This window comes from Streptomyces sp. NPDC051740, assembly GCF_044453165.1.
GTDB classification, from domain to species: domain Bacteria; phylum Actinomycetota; class Actinomycetes; order Streptomycetales; family Streptomycetaceae; genus Streptomyces; species Streptomyces atrovirens.
Window position 1 is genome coordinate 118,648 of record NZ_JBITCL010000004.1, and the last position, 22,619, is coordinate 141,266.

The following is a 22,619-nucleotide window of genomic DNA, read 5'->3' on the forward strand; positions in this document are numbered from 1 at the left end:
CCGGTACGTTGGCACCGTACGCCCGAACCCGGCGTGTATCCCCAGCTCAGAAGGTTCCCCGAGGTGTAACCACCGTGTTCCTGACGATCAGTACCACCGGCTCCGCCGAGCGCCCGGCGACCGATCTCGGTTTCCTGCTGCACAAGCATCCCGAGAAGGCGCAGGCGTTCTCCACGTCCTACGGCACGGCCCACGTCCTCTACCCCGAGGCGGACGCCGAGCGCTGCACGGCGGCGCTGCTGCTGGAGGTGGACGCGGTGGCACTGGTCCGGCGCGGCAAGGGCAAGGGCCGTGGCGGCGCTCCCGACGCGGCACTCGCGCAGTACGTCAACGACCGCCCGTACGCGGCGTCCTCCCTGCTCGCCGTCGCGCTGAGCGGTGTCTTCTCCAGCGCCATGCGCGGTGTGTGCGCCGCCCGCCCGGAGCTGCCCGCGCGGCCGCGCCCCCTGCGTGTCGAGGTGCCCGCGCTGCCCGCCCGCGGCGGCCCCGAACTCGTCCGCCGGCTCTTCGAGCCGCTCGGCTGGACGGTCACCGCCGAGCCCGTGGCCCTGGACGCCGAGTTCCCCGAGTGGGGCGACTCGCGGTACGTGCGCCTGGTCCTGGAGGCGGACACGCTCACCCTCGCCGAGGCCCTGCGCCACCTCTACGTCCTGCTCCCCGTCCTCGACGACGCCAAGCACTACTGGGTCGCCCCCGACGAGGTCGACAAGCTGCTGCGGGCCGGTGAGGGCTGGCTGCCCGCGCACCCGGAGCAGAAGCTGATCACCAGCCGCTACCTGTCCCGCCGCTGGTCGCTGACCCGGCAGGCGATGGAGCGCCTCGAACTGGTCCGGCTGGCCGAGGCGGACGACAGCGACGTCGAGGAGATCGACAACGCCGTGGCGGCGGAGACCGAGTCCGAGGAGAAGCCGACCCCGCTCGCCGTGCAGCGGCGGGAGGCGATCCTCGCCGCGCTCCGCGCCTGTGGCGCCGCCCGGGTGCTCGACCTCGGCTGCGGCCAGGGCCAGCTCGTGCAGGCACTGCTCAGGGACCCGTCCTTCACCGAGATCGTCGGCGTCGACGTGTCGATGCGGGCGCTCACCATCGCCTCCCGGCGGCTCAAACTGGACCGCATGGGGGAGCGGCAGGCGGCGCGCGTCCAGCTCTTCCAGGGGTCGCTGGCCTACACCGACAAGCGGCTGGGGGGCTACGACGCCGCCGTGCTCAGCGAGGTGATCGAGCACCTCGACCTGCCCCGGCTGCCCGCCCTGGAGTACGCGGTGTTCGGTGCCGCCCGCCCCCGTACGGTCCTCGTGACCACCCCCAACGTCGAGTACAACGTGCGCTGGGAGACCCTCCCGGCCGGCCATGTCCGGCACGGCGACCACCGCTTCGAGTGGACCCGCGAGGAGTTCCGCGCCTGGGCGGCCGAGGTGGCCGAACGGCACGGATACGCGGTGGAGTTCGTGCCCGTGGGCCCGGACGACCCCGAGGTCGGACCACCCACCCAGATGGCCGTGTTCACGGCCGGCACCGTGAAGGAGGCGAAGGCCGCATGACCACCACCACCGGGACCCCGCAGCCGCGAGGCCGCACCCTGCCCGTCACCGACCTCTCCCTCGTGGTGCTCGTCGGCGCCTCCGGTTCGGGCAAGTCGACCTTCGCGCGCCGCCACTTCAAGCCGACCGAGGTCATCTCCTCCGACTTCTGCCGTGGTCTGGTCGCCGACGACGAGAACGACCAGAGCGCGAGCCGCGACGCCTTCGACGTGCTGCACTACATCGCCGGCAAGCGGCTGGCCGCCGGCCGCCGTACCGTCGTCGACGCGACCAACGTGCAGCAGGACGGCCGGCGGCAGTTGATCGAGCTGGCCAAGCGGTACGACGTCCTGCCGATCGCCATCGTGCTCGACGTGCCCGAGCAGGTGTGCGCCGAGCGCAACGCGGCCCGCACCGACCGGGCCGACATGCCCCGCCGGGTCATCCAGCGCCACACCCGCGAACTGCGACGCTCCCTGCGGCACCTGGAGCGCGAGGGGTTCCGCAAGGTGCACGTGCTGCGCGGTGCGGAGGAGGTCGAGCACGCCGGCGTCGTCACCGAGAAGCGGTTCAACGACCTCACCCACCTCACCGGACCCTTCGACATCGTCGGCGACGTCCACGGCTGCTCCACCGAACTGGAGGCGCTGCTGGGCAAGCTGGGTTACGTCGACGGCGTGCACCCCGAGGGCCGTACCGCCGTCTTCGTCGGCGACCTCGTCGACCGCGGCCCGGACAGCCCCGCCGTACTGCGCCGTGTGATGGCCATGGTGAAGGCGGGCAGAGCGCTGTGCGTGCCCGGCAACCACGAGAACAAGTTCGGCCGGTACCTCAAGGGCCGCAAGGTCCAGCACACCCACGGACTCGCCGAGACCATCGAGCAGATGGGCGAGCAGAGCGAGGAGTTCCGTGCCGAGGTACGGGAGTTCATCGACGGACTGGTCAGCCACTACGTCCTCGACGGCGGCCGGCTGGTGGTCTGCCACGCCGGTCTGCCGGAGAAGTACCACGGCCGCACCTCCGGCCGGGTCCGCAGCCACGCCCTCTACGGCGACACCACCGGCGAGACCGACGAGTTCGGCCTGCCCGTGCGCTACCCGTGGGCGGAGGACTACCGCGGCCGGGCCGCCGTCGTCTACGGCCACACCCCCGTCCCGGAGGTGACCTGGCTCAACAACACCATCTGCCTGGACACCGGCGCCGTCTTCGGCGGCAAGCTCACCGCGCTGCGCTGGCCGGAGCGGGAACTGGTCGACGTACCGGCCGAGCGGGTCTGGTACGAGCCGGCCCGCCCGCTGCACACCGAGGCCCCCGGCGGCCACGAGGGCCGCCCGCTGGACCTGGCGGACGTGCACGGCCGCCGCTTCGTCGAGACCCGGCACCACGGCCGGATATCGATCCGCGAGGAGAACGCCGCCGCGGCCCTGGAGGTCATGAGCCGCTTCGCGATCGACCCGCGCCTGCTGCCGTACCTCCCGCCGACCATGGCCCCCACCGCCACCTCGCACCTCGACGGCTACCTGGAGCACCCGGTCGAGGCGTTCGCCCAGTACGAGCGGGACGGTGTCGCCCGGGTCGTGTGCGAGGAGAAGCACATGGGCTCCCGCGCGGTCGCCCTGGTCTGCCGCGACGCCGACGTGGCCGCCAAGCGCTTCGGCGCCACGGGAGGCCCGACCGGCTCGCTCTACACCCGCACCGGCCGCCCCTTCTTCGACGACCGGGCCGTCACGGAGGAGATCCTCGGCCGGCTGCGCACAGCCGTCACCGAGGCCGGCCTCTGGGAGGAACTCGACACCGACTGGATGCTGTTGGACGCCGAGCTCATGCCGTGGTCGCTGAAGGCGTCCGGACTGCTGCGCTCCCAGTACGCGGCGGTCGGCGCCGCCTCCGGCGCGGTCCTCCCGGGCGCCCTGGCGGCCCTGGAGGGCGCCGCGGCCCGCGGCGTGGACGTCAAGGACCTGCTGAACCGCCAGCGCGAACGCGCCGACTCCGCCTCGGCGTTCACCGACGCGTACCGCCGTTACTGCTGGACCACCGACGGCCTGGACGGCGTCCGCCTGGCCCCGTTCCAGATCCTCGCCGTCCAGGGCCGCAGCCTCGCCGCCCTGCCCCACGACGAGCAGCTCTCCCTCATCGACCGCCTGGTCGAGCACGACACCACCGGACTGCTGCAGACCACCCGCCGCCTCTACGTCGACACGGCCGACCCCGAGTCCGTACGCGCCGGAGTCGACTGGTGGCTGGAGATGACCGGACGCGGCGGCGAGGGCATGGTCGTCAAGCCGGTCGGCGGCCTGGTGAGATGGGGGTCCCCCCGCTCGAGCGAAGCCGAGAGTGGGGGAGAGAAGGGCCGCCCGGTGCAGCCCGGCATCAAGTGCCGGGGCCGCGAGTACCTGCGGATCATCTACGGCCCCGAGTACACCCGCCCGGAGAACCTGGCCCGCCTGCGCAACCGCTTCCTCAACCACAAGCGCTCCCTCGCCCTGCGCGAGTACGCCCTCGGCCTGGAGGCCCTGGACCGCCTCGCCGAGGGCGAGCCGCTGTGGCGCGTCCATGAGCCGGTCTTCGCCGTACTGGCCCTGGAGTCGGAGCCGGTGGACCCGCGGCTTTGACATGCTCGCCGCCCTGAAGGACGGTGACTCCCGCCCACCGCGCCGTTGAGGTCTGCGGTGTCGGGTGCCCGCCTCGCTGCGCGATGCGGGCGCGGGCGCCCGTCCTACCCGCGCTCGACAGGCTGTCGCGGCCGGTCCGGCCGCCTCTGTGACGCGGACGCGTGCCGCGGCCCTGTCCGGACCGGTCCGCGGCACGCCGATCTCCTGCGCGGTGGCTGACGGAAGCGGATTTCCGGAACCAGGAACCCCGGGGACAGGGGTGAACACGCGCCCGGACGGTCAGGATGAAAGGCATGACCTACCACGTCGACTCCGAGGCCGGGCGGCTGCGCCGCGTCATCCTGCACCGGCCCGATCTCGAGCTCAAAAGGCTCACCCCCAGCAACAAGGACGCCCTGCTCTTCGACGACGTGCTCTGGGTGCGCCGGGCGCGCGCCGAGCACGACGGGTTCGCCGACGTCCTGCGCGACCGGGGCGTCACCGTCCATCTCTTCGGTGACCTGCTCGCCGAGACGCTGGACCTCCCGGCGGCCCGCGCGCTCGTCCTGGACCGCGTCTTCGACGAGAAGGAGTACGGCCCGCTGGCCACCGACCACCTGCGTGCCGCGTTCGAGACGCTCCCGGCGCCCGAGCTCGCCGAGGTGCTGATCGGCGGGATGACCAAGCGGGAGTTCCTGGACGCCCACCCGGAGCCCACCTCCGTGCGCTTCCACGCCATGGAGCTCGACGACTTCCTGCTCGGCCCGCTGCCCAACCACCTCTTCACCCGCGACACCTCCGCCTGGATCTACGACGGCGTCGCCATCAACGCGATGCGGTGGCCGGCCCGGCAGCGCGAGACCGTGCACTTCGAGGCGATCTACCGGCACCACCCGCTGTTCCGCGCGGAGCCCTTCCACGTCTGGTCCGAGGGGCAGGCCGACTACCCGTCCACCATCGAGGGCGGGGACGTGCTGGTCATCGGCGACGGCGCGGTGCTGATCGGGATGAGCGAGCGGACCACCCCGCAGGCGGTGGAGATGCTCGCGCACAAGCTGTTCGCGGCCGGCTCCGCCGAGACCATCGTCGCGCTCGACATGCCGAAGCGCCGCGCCTTCATGCACCTGGACACCGTGATGACGATGGTCGACGGCGACACCTTCACCCAGTACGCCGGCCTCGGCATGCTCCGCTCGTACACCATCGAGCCGGGCGCGGGGGACAAGGAGCTGAAGGTCACCGACCATCCGGCGGAGCACATGCACCGCGCGATCGCCGCCGCCCTCGGGCTCAGTGAGATCCGGGTGCTGACCGCCACCCAGGACGTGCACGCCGCCGAGCGCGAGCAGTGGGACGACGGCTGCAACGTCCTGGCCGTCGAACCGGGCGTCGTCGTCGCCTACGAGCGGAACGCCACCACCAACACGCACCTGCGCAAGCAGGGCATCGAGGTGATAGAGATCCCCGGCAGCGAGCTGGGCCGGGGCAGGGGCGGGCCGCGCTGCATGAGCTGTCCCGTCCAGCGGGACGCGGTGTAGGGGAAACCGCACGAAGGGGCTGTATAGAAATACAAAACTTCGTATAGACTTCCAGGCGTTCGTGTCCCCCATCCCTGGAGCGCCCCATGGCGACTGTCCCGACCGCCCTCGCCGGCCGCCACTTCCTCAAGGAGCTGGACTTCACCGCGCCGGAGTTCCTCGGCCTGCTGGAGCTGGCCGCCGAACTGAAGGCCGCCAAGCGGGCCGGGACCGAGCACCGGTACCTGCGGGGCAGGAACATCGCGCTGATCTTCGAGAAGACCTCGACGCGTACGCGCTGCGCGTTCGAGGTCGCGGCCGCCGACCAGGGCGCCTCGACGACGTACCTCGACCCGTCCGGCTCGCAGATCGGCCACAAGGAGTCCGTGAAGGACACCGCGCGGGTTCTGGGCCGGATGTTCGACGGGATCGAGTACCGGGGGGACGGCCAGGCCAAGGTGGAGGAGCTCGCGGCGTACGCGGGGGTGCCCGTCTACAACGGGCTCACCGACGACTGGCACCCCACCCAGATGCTCGCCGACGTGCTCACGATGACCGAGCACAGCGCCAAGCCGCTCACGGACATCGCCTTCGCCTACCTCGGCGACGCCCGCTTCAACATGGGCAACTCCTACCTCGTGACCGCCGCCCTGCTGGGCATGGACGTACGGATCGTCGCCCCGAAGGCCTACTGGCCCGCCCAGGAGATCGTCGACCGGGCGCGGGAGCTGGCCGTGTCGAGCGGGGCGCGTGTCACGCTCACCGAGGACGTCGCCGAGGGCGTCGCGGGCGCCGATTTCGTCGCCACGGACGTCTGGGTCTCCATGGGGGAGCCCAAGGACGTCTGGGGCGAGCGGATCAAGGCCCTCGCCCCGTACGCGGTGACCATGGACGTCCTGCGTGCCACCGGCAACCCGGACGTCAGGTTCCTGCACTGCCTGCCGGCCTTCCACGACCTCGGCACCAAGGTCGGCCAGGAGGTCTTCGAGGCCCACGGGCTCACCTCCCTGGAGGTGACCGACGAGGTGTTCGAGTCGGCGCACTCGGTGGTCTTCGACGAGGCGGAGAACCGTATGCACACGATCAAGGCCGTCCTGGTCGCGACCCTCGCCTGAGCCCCCGCGTCCCGCTCAGACCGGGCGCCGCTGGCCCGGCAGCCGGAACCACACCGCCTTGCCGGACTCGGTGGGGCGGTGCCCGCAGGACGAGCTGAGGGTGCGGATCAGCAGCAGCCCCCGCCCGTGCTCCTGCCAGGGGTCGGGTACGCCGAGGGGCGTCGGGCGGGTGAGATCGCCGGGCGGCTCCGGGTCGGCGTCGTGCACCTCGACCTGGCAGCCGGCCGGCAGCAGCCGCACCACCAGCTCTATCGGCGTGCTCCCCGAGGTGTGCTCCACGGCGTTCGCCACCAGCTCCGCCGTCAGCAGCTCCGCGGTGTCGCAGTCGGCGGAGTGCTCCCGCTCGGCCAGCGCCGTACGGACCAGCGCACGGGCCACGGGCACCGCCGCGGTGGTGTGCGGCAGTGCGACGCGCCAGGAGGTGGAGGCGGTGGGAGGTTCGTACACAGTGGGTCCGTTCATGGAGCGGGTGCTCCTGCTTTCAGCCGCCCATCGTACGGCGCACCCGCCAGGGCCCTTCGAGGGGGCGGTCCTCGCCGCGCACAGGACGGCGCCCGAACGGCGTATCGCGTGCACATGACGACGGTCACCGACGGGTGATAACTTCATGGGGCAGAGCTCACTGAGCAGCGCAGTGCCCGCCCTAGGAGGCCGCCCTCATGAGTCCCTTCACCGGCTCCGCCGCCCGCACCGCCCGCTGGGAGCATCTGCGCGTCGACGTCGCCGACGGTGTCGCCACCGTCACCCTCGCCCGCCCCGACAAGCTCAACGCGCTCACCCTCGGCGCCTACGCCGACCTGCGCGACCTGCTCGCCGAACTGTCCCGGGAGCGGGCCGTACGCGCCCTGGTGCTGGCCGGCGAGGGCCGCGGCTTCTGCTCCGGCGGCGACGTCGACGAGATCATCGGCGCGACCCTCTCGATGGACACCGCCCAGCTCCTCGACTTCAACCGGATGACCGGCCAGGTGGTGCGGGCGGTACGGGAGTGCCCGTTCCCGGTGATCGCCGCGGTGCACGGAGTGGCGGCGGGCGCCGGCGCGGTCCTCGCCCTGGCCGCCGACTTCAGGGTCGCCGACCCCAGCGCCCGCTTCGCCTTCCTCTTCACCCGGGTCGGCCTGTCGGGCGGCGACATGGGCGCGGCGTACCTCCTGCCACGGGTCGTCGGCCTGGGTCACGCCACCCGGCTGCTGATGCTGGGCGAACCGGTACGCGCACCGGAGGCCGAACGCATCGGCCTGATCAGCGCGCTGACGGACGAGGGCCACGCCGACGAGGCCGCCCGGACCCTGGCCCACCGCCTGGCCGACGGCCCCGCCCTGGCCCACGCCCAGACGAAGGCCCTCCTGACAGCCGAACTGGACATGCCCCTGTCGGCATCGATCGAACTGGACGCCTCGACCCAGGCCCTCCTGATGAACGGCGAGGACTACGCCGAATTCCATGCGGCGTTCACAGAGAAGCGCTCTCCGAAGTGGCAGGGGAGGTAGCGGAATGCTCTCGACCAAGGGGACTACGTCATCCTCAGGAGCGCGGGGCCGTTCTGAATCTGCGGCTACCGCCGCGGGGGCGCGATCAACCACAACGGCGCCGCACCCGCCCAAGCTGCCGAACCACCCCCGACGCATCGCGATCATCGGCGGAGGCCCGGGAGGCCTCTACACCGCCGCACTGCTCAAACGTCTCGCCCCCGACCGCCAGGTCACCGTGTGGGAGCGCAACGCCCCCGAAGACACCTTCGGTTTCGGCGTCGTCCTCTCCGACGAAACCCTCGGCGGCATCGAACACGCCGACCCCGAGGTCCACGAAGCCCTCCAGCAAGCCTTCGTCCACTGGGACGACATCGACATCGTCCACCGGAACACCCTCCAGACCTCCGGAGGACACCGCTTCGCCGCCCTGGAAAGGCGCCGCCTCCTGCAGATCCTGCACCACCGCTGCCACTCCCTCGGAGTCGACCTGCGCTTTCGCACCGAGGCCCCCGCCCCTGCCCGGCTGGCGGAGACGTACGACCTGGTCGTGGCCGCCGACGGAGTCCACAGCACCACCCGCGAGGCCTTCGCGGACGTGTTCCGCCCCCACGTCACCGAGCACCGCTGCCGCTACATCTGGCTGGCCGCCGACTTCCCCTTCGACGCCTTCCGCTTCGAGATCGCCGAGACCGGGCACGGCGTGATGCAGCTGCACGGCTACCCCTACTCCGCCGACGCCTCCACCGTGATCGTCGAGATGCGCGACGAGGTCTGGCGCGCCGCCGGATTCGACGAGACGGACGAGACGGAGTCCGTCGGACGCTGCGCCAAGATCTTCTCCGACGCGCTCGGCGGACGCCCGCTGAAGTCCAACAACTCGACGTGGACCATCTTCCGCACGGTCGTCAACGACCGCTGGTCGCACGGCAACATCGTGCTCCTCGGTGACGCCGCCCACACCGCGCACTTCTCCATCGGCTCCGGCACCAAGCTCGCCGTCGAGGACGCGCTGGCACTCGCCGCGTGTCTGGACGAACAGCCCTCCCTGGAAACCGCGTTGACCGCGTACGAGACGGAACGCCGACCGGTCGTCGCCTCCACCCAGCGTGCCGCCCGCGCCAGCCTGGAGTGGTTCGAGAACCTTCCCCTCCACCTCGCCCAGCCGCCCCGCCGGTTCGCCTTCAACCTGCTCACCCGCAGCCGCCGCGTCACCCACGACAACCTGCGGCTGCGCGACGCCCGCTTCACCGGGGCCGTGGAGCGAGAGTTCGGCTGCCCGCCCGGTACGCCCCCGATGTTCACCCCGTTCCGGATGCGCGGACTGACCCTGCGCAACCGGGTCGTCGTCTCGCCCATGGACATGTACTCGGCGGTCGACGGCGTCCCCGGCGACTTCCACCTCGTGCACCTCGGCGCCCGCGCGCTGGGCGGGGCCGGGCTGGTGATGACGGAGATGGTGTGCGTCAGTCCCGAGGGGCGCATCACGCCCGGCTGCGCGGGCCTCTACACCGGCCGGCAGGCCGAGGCGTGGCGGCGGATCACCGACTTCGTGCACACGCGGGCGCCCGGCACCGCGATCGGCGTGCAGCTCGGCCACAGTGGCCGCAAGGGCTCGACCAAGCTGATGTGGGAGGGCATGGACGAGCCGCTCGACGACGGCAACTGGCCCCTCGTCGCCGCCTCGCCCCTGCCGTACAAGCCCGGTGGCCAGGTGCCGCGCGAACTGTCCCGGGCCCAGCTCACCGACCTGCGGGAGCAGTTCACGGCCGCCGCCGTACGGGCCGCGCGGGCCGGTTTCGACCTGCTGGAACTGCACTGCGCCCACGGCTACCTGCTCTCCGGCTTCCTCTCCCCGCTCACCAACCACCGCACCGACGCCTACGGCGGCTCGCCGGAGAAACGGCTCCGCTTCCCGCTGGAGGTGTTCGACGCGGTGCGCGCGGTGTGGCCCGGCGACCGGCCGATGACCGTCCGGATCTCCGCCACCGACTGGGCGGAGGGCGGCACCACGGCCGACGACGCGGTCGCGATCGCCCGCGCCTTCGCCGCGCACGGCGCCGACGCGATCGACGTGTCGACCGGGCAGGTCGTGGCCGACGAGACACCGGAGTTCGGGCGCTCGTACCAGACCCCGTTCGCCGACCGGGTACGGCACGAGGCGGGCGTCCCGGTGATCGCGGTCGGCGCGATCTCCTCCTGGGACGACGTCAACTCCCTGCTCCTGGCCGGGCGCACGGACCTGTGCGCACTGGCCCGCCCCCACCTCTACGACCCCCACTGGACGCTCCACGCGGCGGCCGAGCAGGGCTACGAGGGTCCGGGCGCGGTCTGGCCGGCACCGTACCGTGCGGGCAGCAGACGGCCCCGGACCGGCCGCACGGACGCACCCAAACCCCGTCTCAGCCTCGGGACGTGACCCCGGACGTCATGAGTTCCGCCCGCCGGGCCGGCCCGTGCTCCGCCAGCATCGCGTGGACCGCGTCGGCCGACTCCCACGGGGGCTGCGCCTCCGTGCGCAGGACCAGCGCCGGGTCGGTGGGCGGCTCGTACGGATCGTCGACGCCGGTGAGCCCGGTGAGCCCGGTGAGCCCGGTGAGCCCGGTGAGCCAGACGGTGGCCCCCCGGGTCCTCGCTGCGGTGGTCATGCGCGATCGTCCTCTTTTCCCCGGTCCGCCCTGCCACACGGGGGAGGCAGGGCGAGGAATGTGAGAGGACGGGTTGACATCTCTCCCGGCTGAAGCAGGGAGATTCAGCCCTCGCGGGTTGAGCTTTCTGCTTCATCGACAGCAGCCGACCCGAACAAACGGCAAGGGCTGGTGTACCAGCCATCGGTCTTACGCCGGCTCCACAGACCTGACATTCCGCCTGCCCGGCGGTAGACCCGGTCGACCTGGTTCTCGCCGACCGGGCGAAGCCGACCCTACCGCCCATTCCGCCCAACTCCTGCTGCGCGGCGGGACGGTCCTTCGCCCTGAGAGCGAAGCCCCGCTTCCTGCCCTGCTCCGCAGAAGTTCGCTTCCTCCCCCGCCCGAAGGCAGGGGTATTCACGGAGAGGTCTGATGAACAGGCTGAGGGTTGGCTGAGGGTTGGCTGAGTGGGGCCGGGCCGCTACACGCCCACGAACGCCGCCCCGGCGTCCCGCAGCCGCTCGTGCAGGGAGCGGAAGACGGCCGCCGAGCGGATGCCCGGCCAGTCGGCGGGGAGCAGGGCGGCGGGCAGGCCGGGGTCGGTGTAGGGGAGGTGGCGCCAGGAGTCCAGGGCGAGGAGGTAGTCGCGGTAGGCGTCCTCGGGCGGGGTGTCGGTGCGCCGCTCCCAGGCGCGCAGTACGCGCGCGTGCCGGTCCAGGAACGCCTCGTGCTGCTCGGCGATCCCGGCCAGGTCCCACCAGCGGGCGACGGCCTCCGCGGTGGGGGCGAAGCCCAGGTGCTCGCCGCGGAAGAAGTCGACGTAGTTGTCGAGGCGCAGGCGCTCCAGGGTGTGCCTGGTCTCCTCGTACAGCCGCGCGGGGGCGATCCACACGCCGGGGGCCGCCGTGCCGAAGCCGAGGCCGGACAGCCGGGAGCGCAGGACGTGCCGCTTCTGCCGTTCGGACTCCGGTACGGAGAACACGGCGAGCACCCAGCCCTCGTCCTCCGGCGGATCGGTGGCGTACACGCGGTGGTCGCCGTCGTCGAGCAACTGGCGTGCTTCGGGGGAGAGTTCGTATCCGGCCGCGCCCTGTGCGGTGCGCGCGGGGAGGAGCAGGCCGCGCCGTTTGAGCCGGGACACCGAGGAGCGGACGGACGGGGCGTCCACGCCGACCGCGGCCAGCAGCCGGATCAGCTCGGCGACGGGCACCGGGCCCGGCACGGAGCGGCCGTACGCGCCGTAGAGCGTGACGATGAGGGATCTCGGAGCGTGGGGGGCTTGCTGGTCGGACACGTTGATCATCTTAGGTCGTATACGGATGGCGGGATTCCCCGGCGTCACGCACGGTCGTCCCCCGTCCCGGTGCGAGTGCGCAGCCGGAACCGCTGGAGCTTGCCGGTGGCCGTGCGGGGCAGGGCGTCCATGAACACGATCTCCCGCGGGCACTTGTACGGCGCGAGCTCGGACTTCACGAAGGCGCGCAGCGCCTCGGCGTCGCGTTCCGCGCCCTCCTCGACGACCGTGTACGCCACCACGACCTGACCGCGTGCCTCGTCCGGCCGCCCGACCACCGCCGCCTCCACGACGTCCGGGTGGCGCAGCAGGGCGTCCTCGACCTCGGGGCCCGCGATGTTGTACCCGGCCGAGATGATCATGTCGTCGGCGCGGGCGACGTACCGGAAGTAGCCGTCGGGGTCGCGGACATAGGTGTCGCCGGTGATGTTCCAGCCGCCGCGCACGTACTCCCGCTGGCGCGGGTCGGCGAGGTAGCGGCAGCCGACGGGGCCGCGCACCGCGAGCAGTCCCGGCTCCCCGTCGGGCACGGGCGTGCCGTCGGCGTCCTGCACGCGCGCCTGCCAGCCGGGGACCGGAACTCCCGTCGCTCCGGGGCGGATCGCCTCGTCGGCGGCGGAGACGAAGATGTGCAGCAGTTCGGTGGCGCCGATACCGTTGATGATCCGCAGCCCGGTGCGCTCGTGCCAGGCCCGCCAGGTGGCGGCGGGCAGGTTCTCGCCCGCCGAGACGCAGCGGCGCAGCGACGAGACGTCGTGGCCGTCGAGTCCGGCGAGCATCGCGCGGTAGGCGGTGGGCGCGGTGAACAGCACCGACACCCTGTGCTCGGCGACCGCGGGCAACAGCTGGTCCGGGTGCGCCTGTTCGAGGAGCAGCGCGCTCGCCCCGGCCCGCAGCGGGAACACGACCAGGCCGCCGAGGCCGAAGGTGAAGCCCAGCGGGGGACTGCCGGCGAACACGTCGTCCGCGACCGGCTTCAGCACGTGCCGGGAGAAGGTGTCCGCGATCGCCAGCACGTCCCGGTGGACGTGCATGCAGCCCTTGGGGCGTCCGGTGGTGCCGGAGGTGAAGGCGATCAGCGCCACGTCGTCGGCCGCGGTCGGCACGGCCTCGTACGGCGTCGTGGGCGCCGGGCGGTTCAGCAGGTCGCCGGGGGAGTCGCCGCCGTAGGTGGTGAGGGAGAGGTCCGGGACCCCGGCCTTGGCGAGGTCGTCGACGGCCCTGATGTCGCACAGGGCGTGGCGGACCTCGGCGATCCCGCAGATGGTGCTCAGCTCGTGCGGGCGCTGCCGGTCCAGCACGGTGACGGCGATCGCGCCCGCCTTCAGCACCGCCAGCCAGCAGGCGGCCAGCCACGGCGTGGTGGGGCCGCGCAGCAGCACCCGGTTGCCGGGGACGATCCCGAGGTCGCCGGTGAGGAGGTGCGCGAGCCGGTCCACGCGGGCGCGCAGCTCGCCGTACGTCCAGGGCGCGTTGTCGGGGGTGCGGAACGCCGGGCGGTCGTCGGGCGGGCCGTGCAGCAGTTCGGCGGCGCAGTTCAGCCGGTCGGGGTAGTGCAGCTCCGGCAGGTCGAAGCGGAGCTCGGGCCACTGGTCGGGTGGCGGGAGGTGGTCGCGGGCGAAGGTGTCGACGTGCGCGGTGGCCCGTGGGTTCATGACGGTTCGCCCCCTTGGCGTGGTGGGCTCGCATCAGGAGCGTATCGTGTCGGTGACGGCAGTCAACGGTCCGCGATAACCTCGGGAGTGGCCCAGCGGCGAGGGAAGGGACCGGCGATGACCGCATTCTCGCTCGAACCGGAACGACTCGCCTGGTGCGCGGAGCTGCGCGCCCTGGCCGCGGAACGCCTGCGGCCGCTCGCCGAGAAGGGTGAACCCGGCCGGGTCAACCGTCCCCTCCTCGCCGGACTCGGCACCCTCGGCCTGCTGCCCCGCCTGTTCACCTCCGGCGCCCTCGATCTGTGCCTGATGCGCGAGTCCCTGGCCCACGCCTGCACCGAGGCGGAGACCGCCCTGGCCCTCCAGGGCCTCGGCGCCCACCCCGTCCACACCCACGGCACCCCCGCCCAGCGCGCCCGCTGGCTCCCCCGGGTGGCCGACGGCACCGCGGTGGCGGCCTTCGCCCTGAGCGAGCCGGACGCGGGCTCGGACGCGGCGGCCCTGACCCTCACGGCGGAACCGTCCGGCGGGGCCGCCCCGACGGTGACACCCCGGCGGGCCGCACCGCGCCGCGGCGAGCGCGGCGGGGTGTCGGATGCCCGGTTCGAGGCCCGGACCGGGCCGGCCGGGGACGCCGCCGCGTCGGGTGTCCCGGGACGGGCCGAGCGCGGTGCGGCTTCGGACGTCCGGCCGACCGGACCGGCTGAGGCCCCGGACGTGCCGGCGCGAGGCCGCTCGGTACCGGACGAGTGGGATGGCCGAGCAGGTGCTGGGCTGCGGGACGGGGAGTCCGGTGCGGTGGCGCGGCACGGGCGCGCCGCCGCACGGGGTGTTCCGGTGGGGGCCGAGGAGACGGCCGCGCCGGTGTCGGGCGCGCGAGACGGCCGGGCGGGCACCCGCGCGCGGGCGACCGGGCCGGTGCCGGTGGGGGACGGGGCGGTGGGGGACGGGGCGGTGGGGGACGGACCGGCGCGGGACGGGGCGGCGGGGAACGGGGCGGGGGAGGGCGGACCGGCGGGGGAGGCCGCCGTCTCCGATCCGCCGTCGTCCCTGGCCGCCGAGTCCGACGGGCCGGACGGCTGGCGGCTCACCGGCGAGAAGTGCTGGATCTCCAACGCCCCCGAGGCCGACTTCTACACCGTCTTCGCCCGTACCACCCCCGGCGCCGGCGCACGTGGTGTGACCGCCTTCCTGGTCCCCGCCGACCGCCCTGGACTCACCGGGGCCGCCCTCGACATGCTCTCCCCGCACCCCATCGGCGCCCTCCGCTTCGACGCCGTACCGGTGACCGCCGGCGACGTGCTCGGCGAGGTCGACCGGGGGTTCCGGGTCGCCATGGACACCCTCAACCTGTTCCGCCCCAGCGTCGGCGCCTTCGCGGTCGGCATGGCCCAGGCCGCCCTGGACGCGACCCTCGCCCACACCGCCCGGCGGGACGCGTTCGGCGGCAAGCTGAAGGACCTGCAGTCCGTCGCCCACCAGGTCGCCGAGATGGCGCTGCGCACGGAGTCCGCCCGGCTCATGGTGTACGCGGCGGCGACGGCGTACGACGAGGGCGCCGACGGTGTCCCTGGGCGCGCCGCGATGGCGAAGCTGCTGGCCACCGAGACCGCGCAGTACGTCGTCGACCGGGCCGTCCAGTTGCACGGGGCCCGCGCCCTGCAACGCGGGCACCTCCTCGAACACCTCTACCGCGAGGTCCGCGCACCCCGCGTCTACGAGGGGGCGAGCGAAGTGCAACGGGGCATCATCGCCAAGGAGTTGTACAGGAACCTGGAGGACCGGTGACCGCCGAGCGCGTCAACCCGCCCGAGCTCTCCCCGCCGGCCGGCTTCTCGCACGCCGTCGTCGCCACCGGCTCCCGGCTGGTGTTCCTGGCCGGCCAGACCGCCCTCGACGCCGACGGCGAGGTGGCCGGCGACACCCTGCCCGAACAGTTCACGCGGGCCCTCACCAACCTCCTCACCGCCCTGCGCGCGGCCGGCGGCACCCCCGCCGACCTGGCCCGCGTCACCGTCTACGCCACCGACGTGGCCGCGTACCGCACCCACGCCCGCGAACTCGGCCGCATCTGGCGGGAACTGGCCGGCCGCGACTACCCGGCGATGGCGGTCGTCGGGGTGGTCCGCCTCTGGGACGAACGGGCTTTGGTGGAACTCGACGGCTTCGCCCTGCTGCCCTGAGAGGGGCGGACCGGCCTCGGCGGTGACCGGCCCAGGTGACGACCGGCTCAGGCGGCGACCGTGAGCCGGTCGGCGGAGACCCGGCGCGGGGCGACCACCCGGCCGTCGGGGAGCAGTTCGCCGGTGTCGTCGACTATGTCCATCAGCCTTGCGGGTGTCTTTGATGTCCAACTCGCTGCCATGAAAGGGCCTTTCGGTGCTACATGGACGGGTTCTGTTCGCCTGTCCATGTCGTTCTGGGGTGTGGTGTGTCGTTCGCAGTGCAGAGGCTGCGGTTGTCCGAGGACGGTCCGGTCTCGTACACCGTGGTGGGGGACGACGGCTTGCCCGTCGGTGACGTGGAGGACTTCCTCGCGTACCTGACGGCGAGGGGTGCATCGCCGAACACGGTCCAGGGCTACGCCTACGACCTGCGCGACTTCTTCGTCTGGTTGGAACAGATGGGCTTGGACTTCCGGCGCTTGCGGCTGGAGGTGGTCGCCCAGTTCTTCGATTGGCTGCGTCGTCCGAAGCCGGCCCGAGCGCCGGAGGTGTTCGTGCTGCCGGGGGTCGGCCAGGCGCTGGAGAACACCACGCTGCAGCGGAAACGGGCCGCGCTCGCGTCCTTCTACCGGTTCCACGCCAGGCGGGACGAGAGCGTGCCCATGCTGCTGGGAAACCTGCTGGCCAGGCAGCCGACAGGCTCCTACACGCCGATGCTGGCGCACACCCAGCGAGGGGGCGAGGTCGAGTACAGCCCGATCCGCATCCACGCCCACCGCAAGCCGCCCCGGACGCTGACCGATGACGAGGTCCGGCAGCTGATGGGCGCCTGCAACCGGCGCCGGGACCGGTTTCTGATCGCGCTCCTGGACGAGGCGGGGCTGCGGATCAGCGAGGCCCTGGGTCTGCGGCACGCTGACTTGAACCTCCGCAAGGGCGAGGTGCACGTCGTTCCGCGCGAGAACAACGCGAACCAGACCCGGGTCAAGGTCATGAAGGGCCGGATCATCCCGGTGCGGCCGGAGCTGTTCGACCGCTACGCCGCCTACATGGAGAGTGAGTACGGGAGGCTGGACTGCGACTTCGTGTTCGCCAACCTCTTCCGTGCGCCGCTCGGCTCCCCGATGACCCGTGCGAACGTCAACGAGTTGGTCGAGCGCCTGCAGAAGCGGACCGGCATCACGCACTTCTCGCCGCATGTCTGCCGGCACACCTATGCCACACGACTGCTGCGGGCCGAGGTGCCGATCGAGGTCGTGGCCGAGCTCCTCGGTCACGCGAGCCCGCAGACCACCGCCGAGATCTACAGCCATCTCGATGTCGAGGATCATCGCCGGGTACTCCTGTCGGCCGGGATCATCAAGGACAGGGCACCGACCCGGTGAACACGCCCCGCGCGAGAGCAGGCTCCGACGGCCTGCTGGCCAGGCTGATGGAGACGGTGCGCCCGGAGTTCCGGGCGGAGGTGTTCTGTCCACCGCGGGACAGCCCGGTGTTCTTCCCCGGCGAGTGCCGCATTCCGGCCTGCCCGACGACGCTGACCATGGGCCGGCTGAAGCTGTGCCGCACCCACCACCACCGCTGGGCGGCGGCAGGACGACCAGCCGATCTGGACGGCTGGTCCGCTCAGGAGGATGCGCGACTGCGCGAACGACGCCAGGTCTCGGCCTGCCGAGTCTCCGGGTGCAATCGAGCCCGAGTCGCCCACGGCCTGTGTCACCGCCACGCCTCGCGGTGGAACCACGCCGAACGCCCACCCCTCGAAACCTGGCTGGGACGGACCCTCTATCAACCGCCGCGCAAACCCTGGTCCGCCGAGCGGACCTGCGACTTCCCCGACTGCCCGCGCTGGACCGACAGCACCGACGCTCCGCTGTGTCACACCCACCACAACCGGTGGCGCAAGCGCGGCCGACCGGCCCTCGACACCTGGTACGACGACCTCGCTCACCGCGGAGACCCGAAGATCCGCCTGGACCAGCTGACTCCCGCCCTGCGCCTGGAGTTCCAGTTCGGTCTGCAACACCGTCTCGACGAAGGACTGCGCTTCACCCCCGCCCGCGACGTCCGCCGCGCGGTCACCTGGGCCTGCGAGGCACCCATCACCAGCCTCCTCGACTGGGACGAGAGCACCTGGCGCGACCACGTCGCCCCGCTCGGACCCGGCGGGAAACGCCACGGCCACAACGTGGTGGCCTTCCGCTTCATCGCGGACACCCGCTTCGCCCTGGAGCACCTGCTCATCGCCGATGATCCATGGGCTGACCAGTACCCGCGCGACGTCTGGGACCTGCGGCACTTCGCCCTGGCCGAAGGAGAGACGCGCTACCTGCGCTTTGGCCCCATAGCCCAGCCCTGGCTGCGCGAGCTGGTCAAACGATGGTGCCGCTGGCGCATCAGCACGAACATCAGCGTCAACACCGTCGCGCAGAACCTGCGCTCCCTGGCCCATCTCGCTGGGCATCTGTCGCCGGACGCCGCGCCGGCCGATCTGACGCGCGCCAGGATCGAGACGTGGCTCGCCGCCCTGGCCGTCGACTACCCGGACGTGTTCACCCGCCGGGCCACCGTCAACTCGCTGGGCCGTTTCCTTGCCGACGCCCGCGCCCACGACTGGCAGCCGGTCCTGCCGCGCGACGCCATCATCTACAACGACGCTCCGCCACCGCCGCCGGCCAAGCCCCGGTGGATCTCCGAACACCTGATGCGGCAGATGGAGAACCCCGAGAACCTGGCGTTGATCTCCACCGACGACCTCCGCCTCATGGTCCCCTTGCTGATCTCCTGCGGCCTGCGGATGAAGGACGCCCGGCGCCTGCGTTTCGACTGCGTCACCCACGACGACACCGGCGCCCCCTACCTGACCTGGGTCAACCACAAGATCCACGGCCGTATCGCGTTCTTCCCCATCAGCCAGGCCCTGGCCGACGAGATCGCCGCACAACAAAAGCGCGTCCAAGCCCGCTTCCCCACCGGAAGCCGCTTCCTGTTCCCCGGCTGGATGGCCAACCTCAACGGCAGCAAGGCCGTCTCGGACACCTGGTGCCGCGAACAGATGGAGACCTGGCTGGAGCGCATCCGCCTCATCGACGAGCACGGCCGCCCAGCTCGCGTGACCTTCCACCAGTTCCGCCACACGCTGGGCACCCGGCTGATCAACGCCAACGTCCCGCAGCACATCGTCCAGCAACTGCTCGACCACATGTCGCCGCAGATGACGGCCATCTACGCCCGGCTGCACCAGAAGACCCTGCGCGAGCACTGGGAGAAGTCCCTCAAGGTCAACGCCGAAGGCGAAGCCGTCGCGCTGCCCGCGGACCACCCGCTTGCTGATGCGACCTGGATGCGGCTGTCCCTGGTCCGCGCCAAGGTCAGTCTCCCCAACGGCTACTGCGGAGCCCCCATCCAGACGGACTGCGAGTACGCGAACCCTTGCCTGGACTGCCGCTTCTTCATCACCACCGGCGACTTCCTCGACCAGCACCGACGCCAGCGCGAAGAGACCCGCAAGCTCATCGGCGACGCCGAAGAAGCCGGACTGTCGCGCATCGTCGAGAAGAACACCCGCACGCTCGGCAAGCTCGACACCATCATCGACGCCCTGGAACAGGCCGGCCCGCAGCAGATCGTGGCCGGCGGGAAGGTGACCGATCTCGATGCCACCGGCTGACAACGCCCGCTTCCTCGTCGAAGCCTCGAAGGCTCGCAGCCGGCAGGCACGCGAGCGCGCCGAAGAGGCCATCAAGACGGCAGCCCGCCGCAGCGAGCGGCCCACCGTCGTCGGCATCGCGAACGCGGCCGGCGTCTCCAGGTCCTGGCCATACACGCAGACCGACCTCATCACCGCGATCAACCAGCTCCAGCAGCGAGCCCCGGCACCCCACCGCAACCCTCGGCACGCTGTCAGCGACGCCTCCCTGCACCGCAGGCTGGAGACCGCACTCGAACGCAACCGGCAACTCCGCGACCAAGTCGCCGACCTCACCCGGAAACTGGAGACCGCCCACGGGGAGATCCGCCGCCTCCGCACCCTGGCCTAGGACCTCTTGCGGGTCACGAGCGGAGGTTCGATCTCGGGGCCTGCTGGCGCCAGCGGAGCTCCCGCCTGCGACGATGCGCCCATGAGCTATGACCTCGCTGTTTGGGACGGTGACTGTCCCCTCGACAATCACCATGCGGGCTCGACCTACGACGAGCTCTACGAGCGTTACCTGGAATCGGACGATGTCGTCGTGCCTCCGGAGCCGCGCATCACGGCCTACGTGCAAGCACTCGTGGCGCGATACCCCGACGACGAGCGCAGTGTCGTATGGGCGTCGCCACCGGTCCTCGACGAGGCATCGGGCCCGATCGTGTACCTGCTCATGTCCTATGGCAAAGCTGAGGAAGTGTCCGAGTACGCCGCTGCGCTGGCTCGCGAGCACGGACTCATCTGCTTCGATCCGCAGGGAGAATGCCTCCGGTCCTGACGAAGACATGTCCGTCTCGTAGTGACCCTGGTCAGCAGCCTCTTCCGCGTCCGAGATCGACATAACCTCGAAGACGATCGCACCGTCGCACAGCAGGCTCCAGCCCTGCTCGGGGTGGGCGGCCACCACATGTGCGGCCACCACATGTACGGCGGAGTCATTGGTCCTGGGGCAGGAAGACCGGTGGGCACACATGGCGCACCCCCACATAGGTGGAACGATCCGAACGGGTCGTATACGCCGACCATGCCCGGGCCGCACCTGCGCCTGAACCGCCCGCCGGGAAACGTGACAGCCCCCGGACAATCCCGGGACGGTTCCCCGACGGCCGGGGCCGACTCGCCACCGAAGGGGTGACGATGACCGGCCCCGGACCCCGCGCCGGGTACTGGTGGAATCCCTCATCACGCTCATTCCGGGAGGTTCCCCATGCTCGTACGTCCCGCCCTCGGCGTCGCGGCCGGTTCCGCGCTGCTGCTGCTCGGCTTCGCCGCGGCGGCCCCCTCGCCCGCGTCGGCCGCCCCCACCGTTCCCGCGGAGTCCGTGACGGTGGACAAGGAGGGCCGGATGGCCGACGGCTCCGTCACCCTCTCCGGTACCTACCGCTGCCACGGCGGCGAAGGACCGGTCTTCGTCAGCTCCTCGGTCAGCCGGCCCTCGTCCGGCGTCCGCTACTCCCTCAACGGCACCCGCGCGGTGTGCGACGGCGAGGAGCACCGCTGGGAGAGCAGCGGAACCGTGCCCGCCGACGCCCTGAAGGCGGGCCGGGCCGAGGCCGAGGCCATCCTCATGGAGCTGCGTCCCAGCGGCATCGTCCTGCTGCCCGTCGTCCACGCCGTCGAGCACCGGGACGTCACCCTGGCCGAGGACTGATCCGGGCGTCCCCTCTCACGACTCGCCGGCCGGCCAGTCCAGCAGACGCGCTCCGATCACCGCCGTCTGGAGCATGTAGCGGTGGGAGGCGTCCGACGGGTTGGCGCCGGTGAGCTTGTGGATGCGCTCCAGGCGGTACGTCAGCGCGCGCACACTCAGCGAGAGCCGCCGGGCCGCCTCCGCGGCGACACAGCCGGAGTCGAAGTACGCGGTGAGCGTGTCCAGGAGGGGCACGGCACCGCCGCGGGCCGTGGTCAGCGGCCCCAGGGTGTTGTGCACCAGGTCGGCCATGGCCTGGCGGTCGCGGGCCAGTACGGGGTAGACGAGCAGGTCGGCGGCGTGCAGTACCGGGTCGTCGAGCCCCAGCCGCTCGGCTATCTCCAGTGAGCTCAGGGCCTCCTCGTAGGACTGGACGACACCGCCAGGACCGGACTGCGGGCGTCCGACGGCGACCTGGCCGCCGTCGGTGGCGGCGTGCGCCTGCTTGGCGAAGTACGTGAGCACCTCGCCCTGGTGTCCGGGCGCGATGCACAGCAGCCGCCCGTCCTTGGTGGTGAGCAGGATGCTGCGGTCGCCGAACCGGGAGATCAGGGCGCGCTCCACCTGCCGCGGCACCGGATCGCCCTCGTCGTAGGCGACCGCACCCCGGGCGACCGCGACCGCGTGCGCGTGGGACAGCCGCAGCCCGAAGCGCTCGGCACGCTCCGCCAGCCGTCCCAGATCGCTGCGGCCGTAGAGCAGGTCGTCGATGAACTCCCGCCGCGCCGCCTCCTCCTGACGCACCGCCAGCCGCTGCGCCCGCTCGTACCCCTCGGCGAACGCGTCCACGACCTGCTGTACGGCCGCGAGCGCGCCGTCGGCCGAGTCCGCCCCGCGCGGCCACGCGCCGCGGGCGCCGGACAGATGCGCGCTGACGAGGGAGCGCAGACCGAAACCCGCCTCCGCGGCCCGTTCTCCCAGGGCCCGCCGGGAGGTGATCTCGTCCCGGGTGAGGCGTCTGCCCGTGGCCGCGACCTCGGCCAGAATGCGGGCATAGCCTTCCAGATACTCCTCCGGGATCTCCCGTTCCGTCACGCGTTCCCCCCGGCTCCTGACGCTTCCCTGACGCGCCGGTTGTGTCACACCGGCATCAAGACCCTAATGAATGTTGCCTGGTTCCGGCAATGCGCGATCGTGACCCGAGCGGGCAGCATGGTCCGCGGGGAGCACCGCGGATGGTTCCGGTGCCGGACACCGGCAGGTGCCCGGCACCGGAGCCCGGAGGGGAGCGGTGCCACCCCCCCCGAACGTGAACGGTGAGTGGTGAGCGGGTGGGCGCGCAGGATGC

At 72.0% G+C, this 22,619-nt stretch carries 17 protein-coding genes and 4 pseudogenes; 14 read left to right on the forward strand and 7 right to left on the reverse strand.

Annotation, left to right across the window (positions count from 1 at the left end; genetic code table 11):
- Positions 1 to 74: 74 nt before the first annotated feature.
- From ACIA6T_RS08590 to argF, 4 genes are all read left to right on the forward strand, one after another.
- Positions 75 to 1,538, forward strand: a complete 1,464-nt coding sequence (locus ACIA6T_RS08590) for a 3' terminal RNA ribose 2'-O-methyltransferase Hen1 (RefSeq protein ID WP_399445810.1) — start codon at positions 75 to 77, stop codon at positions 1,536 to 1,538.
- A complete protein-coding gene (locus ACIA6T_RS08595) occupies positions 1,535 to 4,129 on the forward strand; it encodes a polynucleotide kinase-phosphatase (RefSeq protein WP_399445811.1) in 2,595 nt (864 codons plus the stop codon). The genes ACIA6T_RS08590 and ACIA6T_RS08595 overlap by 4 nt, the downstream gene beginning before the upstream one ends.
- A 293-nt stretch (positions 4,130 to 4,422) precedes the next feature.
- Positions 4,423 to 5,646 (forward strand): arginine deiminase, encoded by a 1,224-nt coding sequence (locus ACIA6T_RS08600; RefSeq protein ID WP_399445812.1) that lies wholly within the window; start codon positions 4,423 to 4,425, stop codon positions 5,644 to 5,646.
- 86 nt (positions 5,647 to 5,732) lie between these two features.
- The gene (gene argF / locus ACIA6T_RS08605) at positions 5,733 to 6,740 is read left to right on the forward strand and encodes an ornithine carbamoyltransferase (protein WP_399445813.1); all 1,008 of its coding nucleotides are present in this window, start codon (positions 5,733 to 5,735) and stop codon (positions 6,738 to 6,740) included.
- A gap of 15 nt (positions 6,741 to 6,755) precedes the next feature.
- On the opposite strand, the gene ACIA6T_RS08610 is transcribed toward argF, so the two are convergent.
- Positions 6,756 to 7,202 carry an ATP-binding protein gene (locus ACIA6T_RS08610; protein WP_399445814.1) on the reverse strand — a complete coding sequence of 149 codons (447 nt, stop codon included), beginning with the start codon at positions 7,200 to 7,202 and terminating at the stop codon, positions 6,756 to 6,758.
- Between the two features lie 197 nt (positions 7,203 to 7,399).
- Here ACIA6T_RS08610 and ACIA6T_RS08615 point away from each other — a divergent pair, with 197 nt between their 5' ends.
- Both ACIA6T_RS08615 and ACIA6T_RS08620 read left to right on the forward strand, forming a co-directional pair.
- Positions 7,400 to 8,227: an enoyl-CoA hydratase family protein gene (locus tag ACIA6T_RS08615; protein ID WP_399445815.1), complete on the forward strand. Its 828-nt coding sequence runs from the start codon at positions 7,400 to 7,402 to the stop codon at positions 8,225 to 8,227.
- A gap of 4 nt (positions 8,228 to 8,231) precedes the next feature.
- On the forward strand, positions 8,232 to 10,625 hold the full coding sequence (locus ACIA6T_RS08620) for a bifunctional salicylyl-CoA 5-hydroxylase/oxidoreductase (protein WP_399445816.1): 2,394 nt from the start codon (positions 8,232 to 8,234) through the stop codon (positions 10,623 to 10,625).
- Here ACIA6T_RS08620 and ACIA6T_RS08625 read toward each other — a convergent pair.
- The 3 genes and pseudogenes from ACIA6T_RS08625 to ACIA6T_RS08635 form a co-directional block, all read right to left on the reverse strand.
- Positions 10,609 to 10,788: pseudogene (locus tag ACIA6T_RS08625) on the reverse strand (hypothetical protein); the annotation flags it as partial. The gene ACIA6T_RS08620 and the pseudogene ACIA6T_RS08625 overlap by 17 nt on opposite strands.
- Positions 10,789 to 11,317: 529 nt before the next feature.
- A complete protein-coding gene (locus tag ACIA6T_RS08630; protein ID WP_399445817.1) occupies positions 11,318 to 12,139 on the reverse strand; it encodes a PaaX family transcriptional regulator C-terminal domain-containing protein in 822 nt (273 codons plus the stop codon).
- 35 nt (positions 12,140 to 12,174) lie between these two features.
- Positions 12,175 to 13,785, reverse strand: a complete 1,611-nt coding sequence (locus tag ACIA6T_RS08635) for an AMP-binding protein (protein ID WP_399445818.1) — start codon at positions 13,783 to 13,785, stop codon at positions 12,175 to 12,177.
- Positions 13,786 to 13,902: 117 nt separating this feature from the next.
- Here ACIA6T_RS08635 and ACIA6T_RS08640 point away from each other — a divergent pair.
- From ACIA6T_RS08640 to ACIA6T_RS08650, 3 genes and pseudogenes are all read left to right on the forward strand, one after another.
- Positions 13,903 to 14,217, forward strand: a pseudogene (locus ACIA6T_RS08640) (acyl-CoA dehydrogenase family protein); the annotation flags it as partial.
- A 156-nt stretch (positions 14,218 to 14,373) separates the two neighbouring features.
- Entirely contained in the window at positions 14,374 to 15,573 is a 1,200-nt protein-coding gene (locus ACIA6T_RS08645; protein WP_399446062.1) for an acyl-CoA dehydrogenase family protein, read from the forward strand.
- Positions 15,570 to 15,968, forward strand: coding sequence for a RidA family protein (locus ACIA6T_RS08650; RefSeq protein WP_399445819.1), 399 nt, complete (start codon positions 15,570 to 15,572; stop codon positions 15,966 to 15,968). Before ACIA6T_RS08645 ends, ACIA6T_RS08650 begins: the two co-directional genes overlap by 4 nt.
- 47 nt (positions 15,969 to 16,015) lie before the next feature.
- Here the strand turns inward: ACIA6T_RS08650 and ACIA6T_RS08655 are convergent.
- Positions 16,016 to 16,105 (reverse strand): annotated as a pseudogene (locus ACIA6T_RS08655) (DUF5999 family protein); the annotation flags it as partial.
- A 111-nt stretch (positions 16,106 to 16,216) separates the two neighbouring features.
- Between ACIA6T_RS08655 and ACIA6T_RS08660 the strand changes: the two are divergent.
- The 4 genes from ACIA6T_RS08660 to ACIA6T_RS08675 all read left to right on the forward strand — a co-directional run bounded on the left by ACIA6T_RS08660 (position 16,217) and on the right by ACIA6T_RS08675 (position 20,419).
- Positions 16,217 to 17,335, forward strand: coding sequence for a tyrosine-type recombinase/integrase (locus tag ACIA6T_RS08660; RefSeq protein ID WP_399445820.1), 1,119 nt, complete (start codon positions 16,217 to 16,219; stop codon positions 17,333 to 17,335).
- Positions 17,332 to 19,620: a tyrosine-type recombinase/integrase gene (locus tag ACIA6T_RS08665; protein WP_399445821.1), complete on the forward strand. Its 2,289-nt coding sequence runs from the start codon at positions 17,332 to 17,334 to the stop codon at positions 19,618 to 19,620. The genes ACIA6T_RS08660 and ACIA6T_RS08665 overlap by 4 nt, the downstream gene beginning before the upstream one ends.
- Entirely contained in the window at positions 19,607 to 19,990 is a 384-nt protein-coding gene (locus ACIA6T_RS08670) for a DUF6262 family protein (RefSeq protein WP_399445822.1), read from the forward strand. Before ACIA6T_RS08665 ends, ACIA6T_RS08670 begins: the two co-directional genes overlap by 14 nt.
- 81 nt (positions 19,991 to 20,071) lie before the next feature.
- On the forward strand, positions 20,072 to 20,419 hold the full coding sequence (locus tag ACIA6T_RS08675) for a hypothetical protein (protein WP_399445823.1): 348 nt from the start codon (positions 20,072 to 20,074) through the stop codon (positions 20,417 to 20,419).
- A gap of 66 nt (positions 20,420 to 20,485) precedes the next feature.
- On the opposite strand, the pseudogene ACIA6T_RS08680 reads toward ACIA6T_RS08675, so the two are convergent.
- Positions 20,486 to 20,614: pseudogene (locus ACIA6T_RS08680) on the reverse strand (DUF5999 family protein); the annotation flags it as partial.
- A 234-nt stretch (positions 20,615 to 20,848) separates the two neighbouring features.
- Between ACIA6T_RS08680 and ACIA6T_RS08685 the strand changes: the two are divergent.
- Positions 20,849 to 21,292, forward strand: a complete 444-nt coding sequence (locus ACIA6T_RS08685; protein WP_399445824.1) for a DUF6299 family protein — start codon at positions 20,849 to 20,851, stop codon at positions 21,290 to 21,292.
- 15 nt (positions 21,293 to 21,307) lie between these two features.
- Here ACIA6T_RS08685 and ACIA6T_RS08690 read toward each other — a convergent pair whose 3' ends face one another.
- Positions 21,308 to 22,366, reverse strand: coding sequence for a PucR family transcriptional regulator (locus ACIA6T_RS08690; RefSeq protein ID WP_399445825.1), 1,059 nt, complete (start codon positions 22,364 to 22,366; stop codon positions 21,308 to 21,310).
- Positions 22,367 to 22,619: the final 253 nt, after the last annotated feature.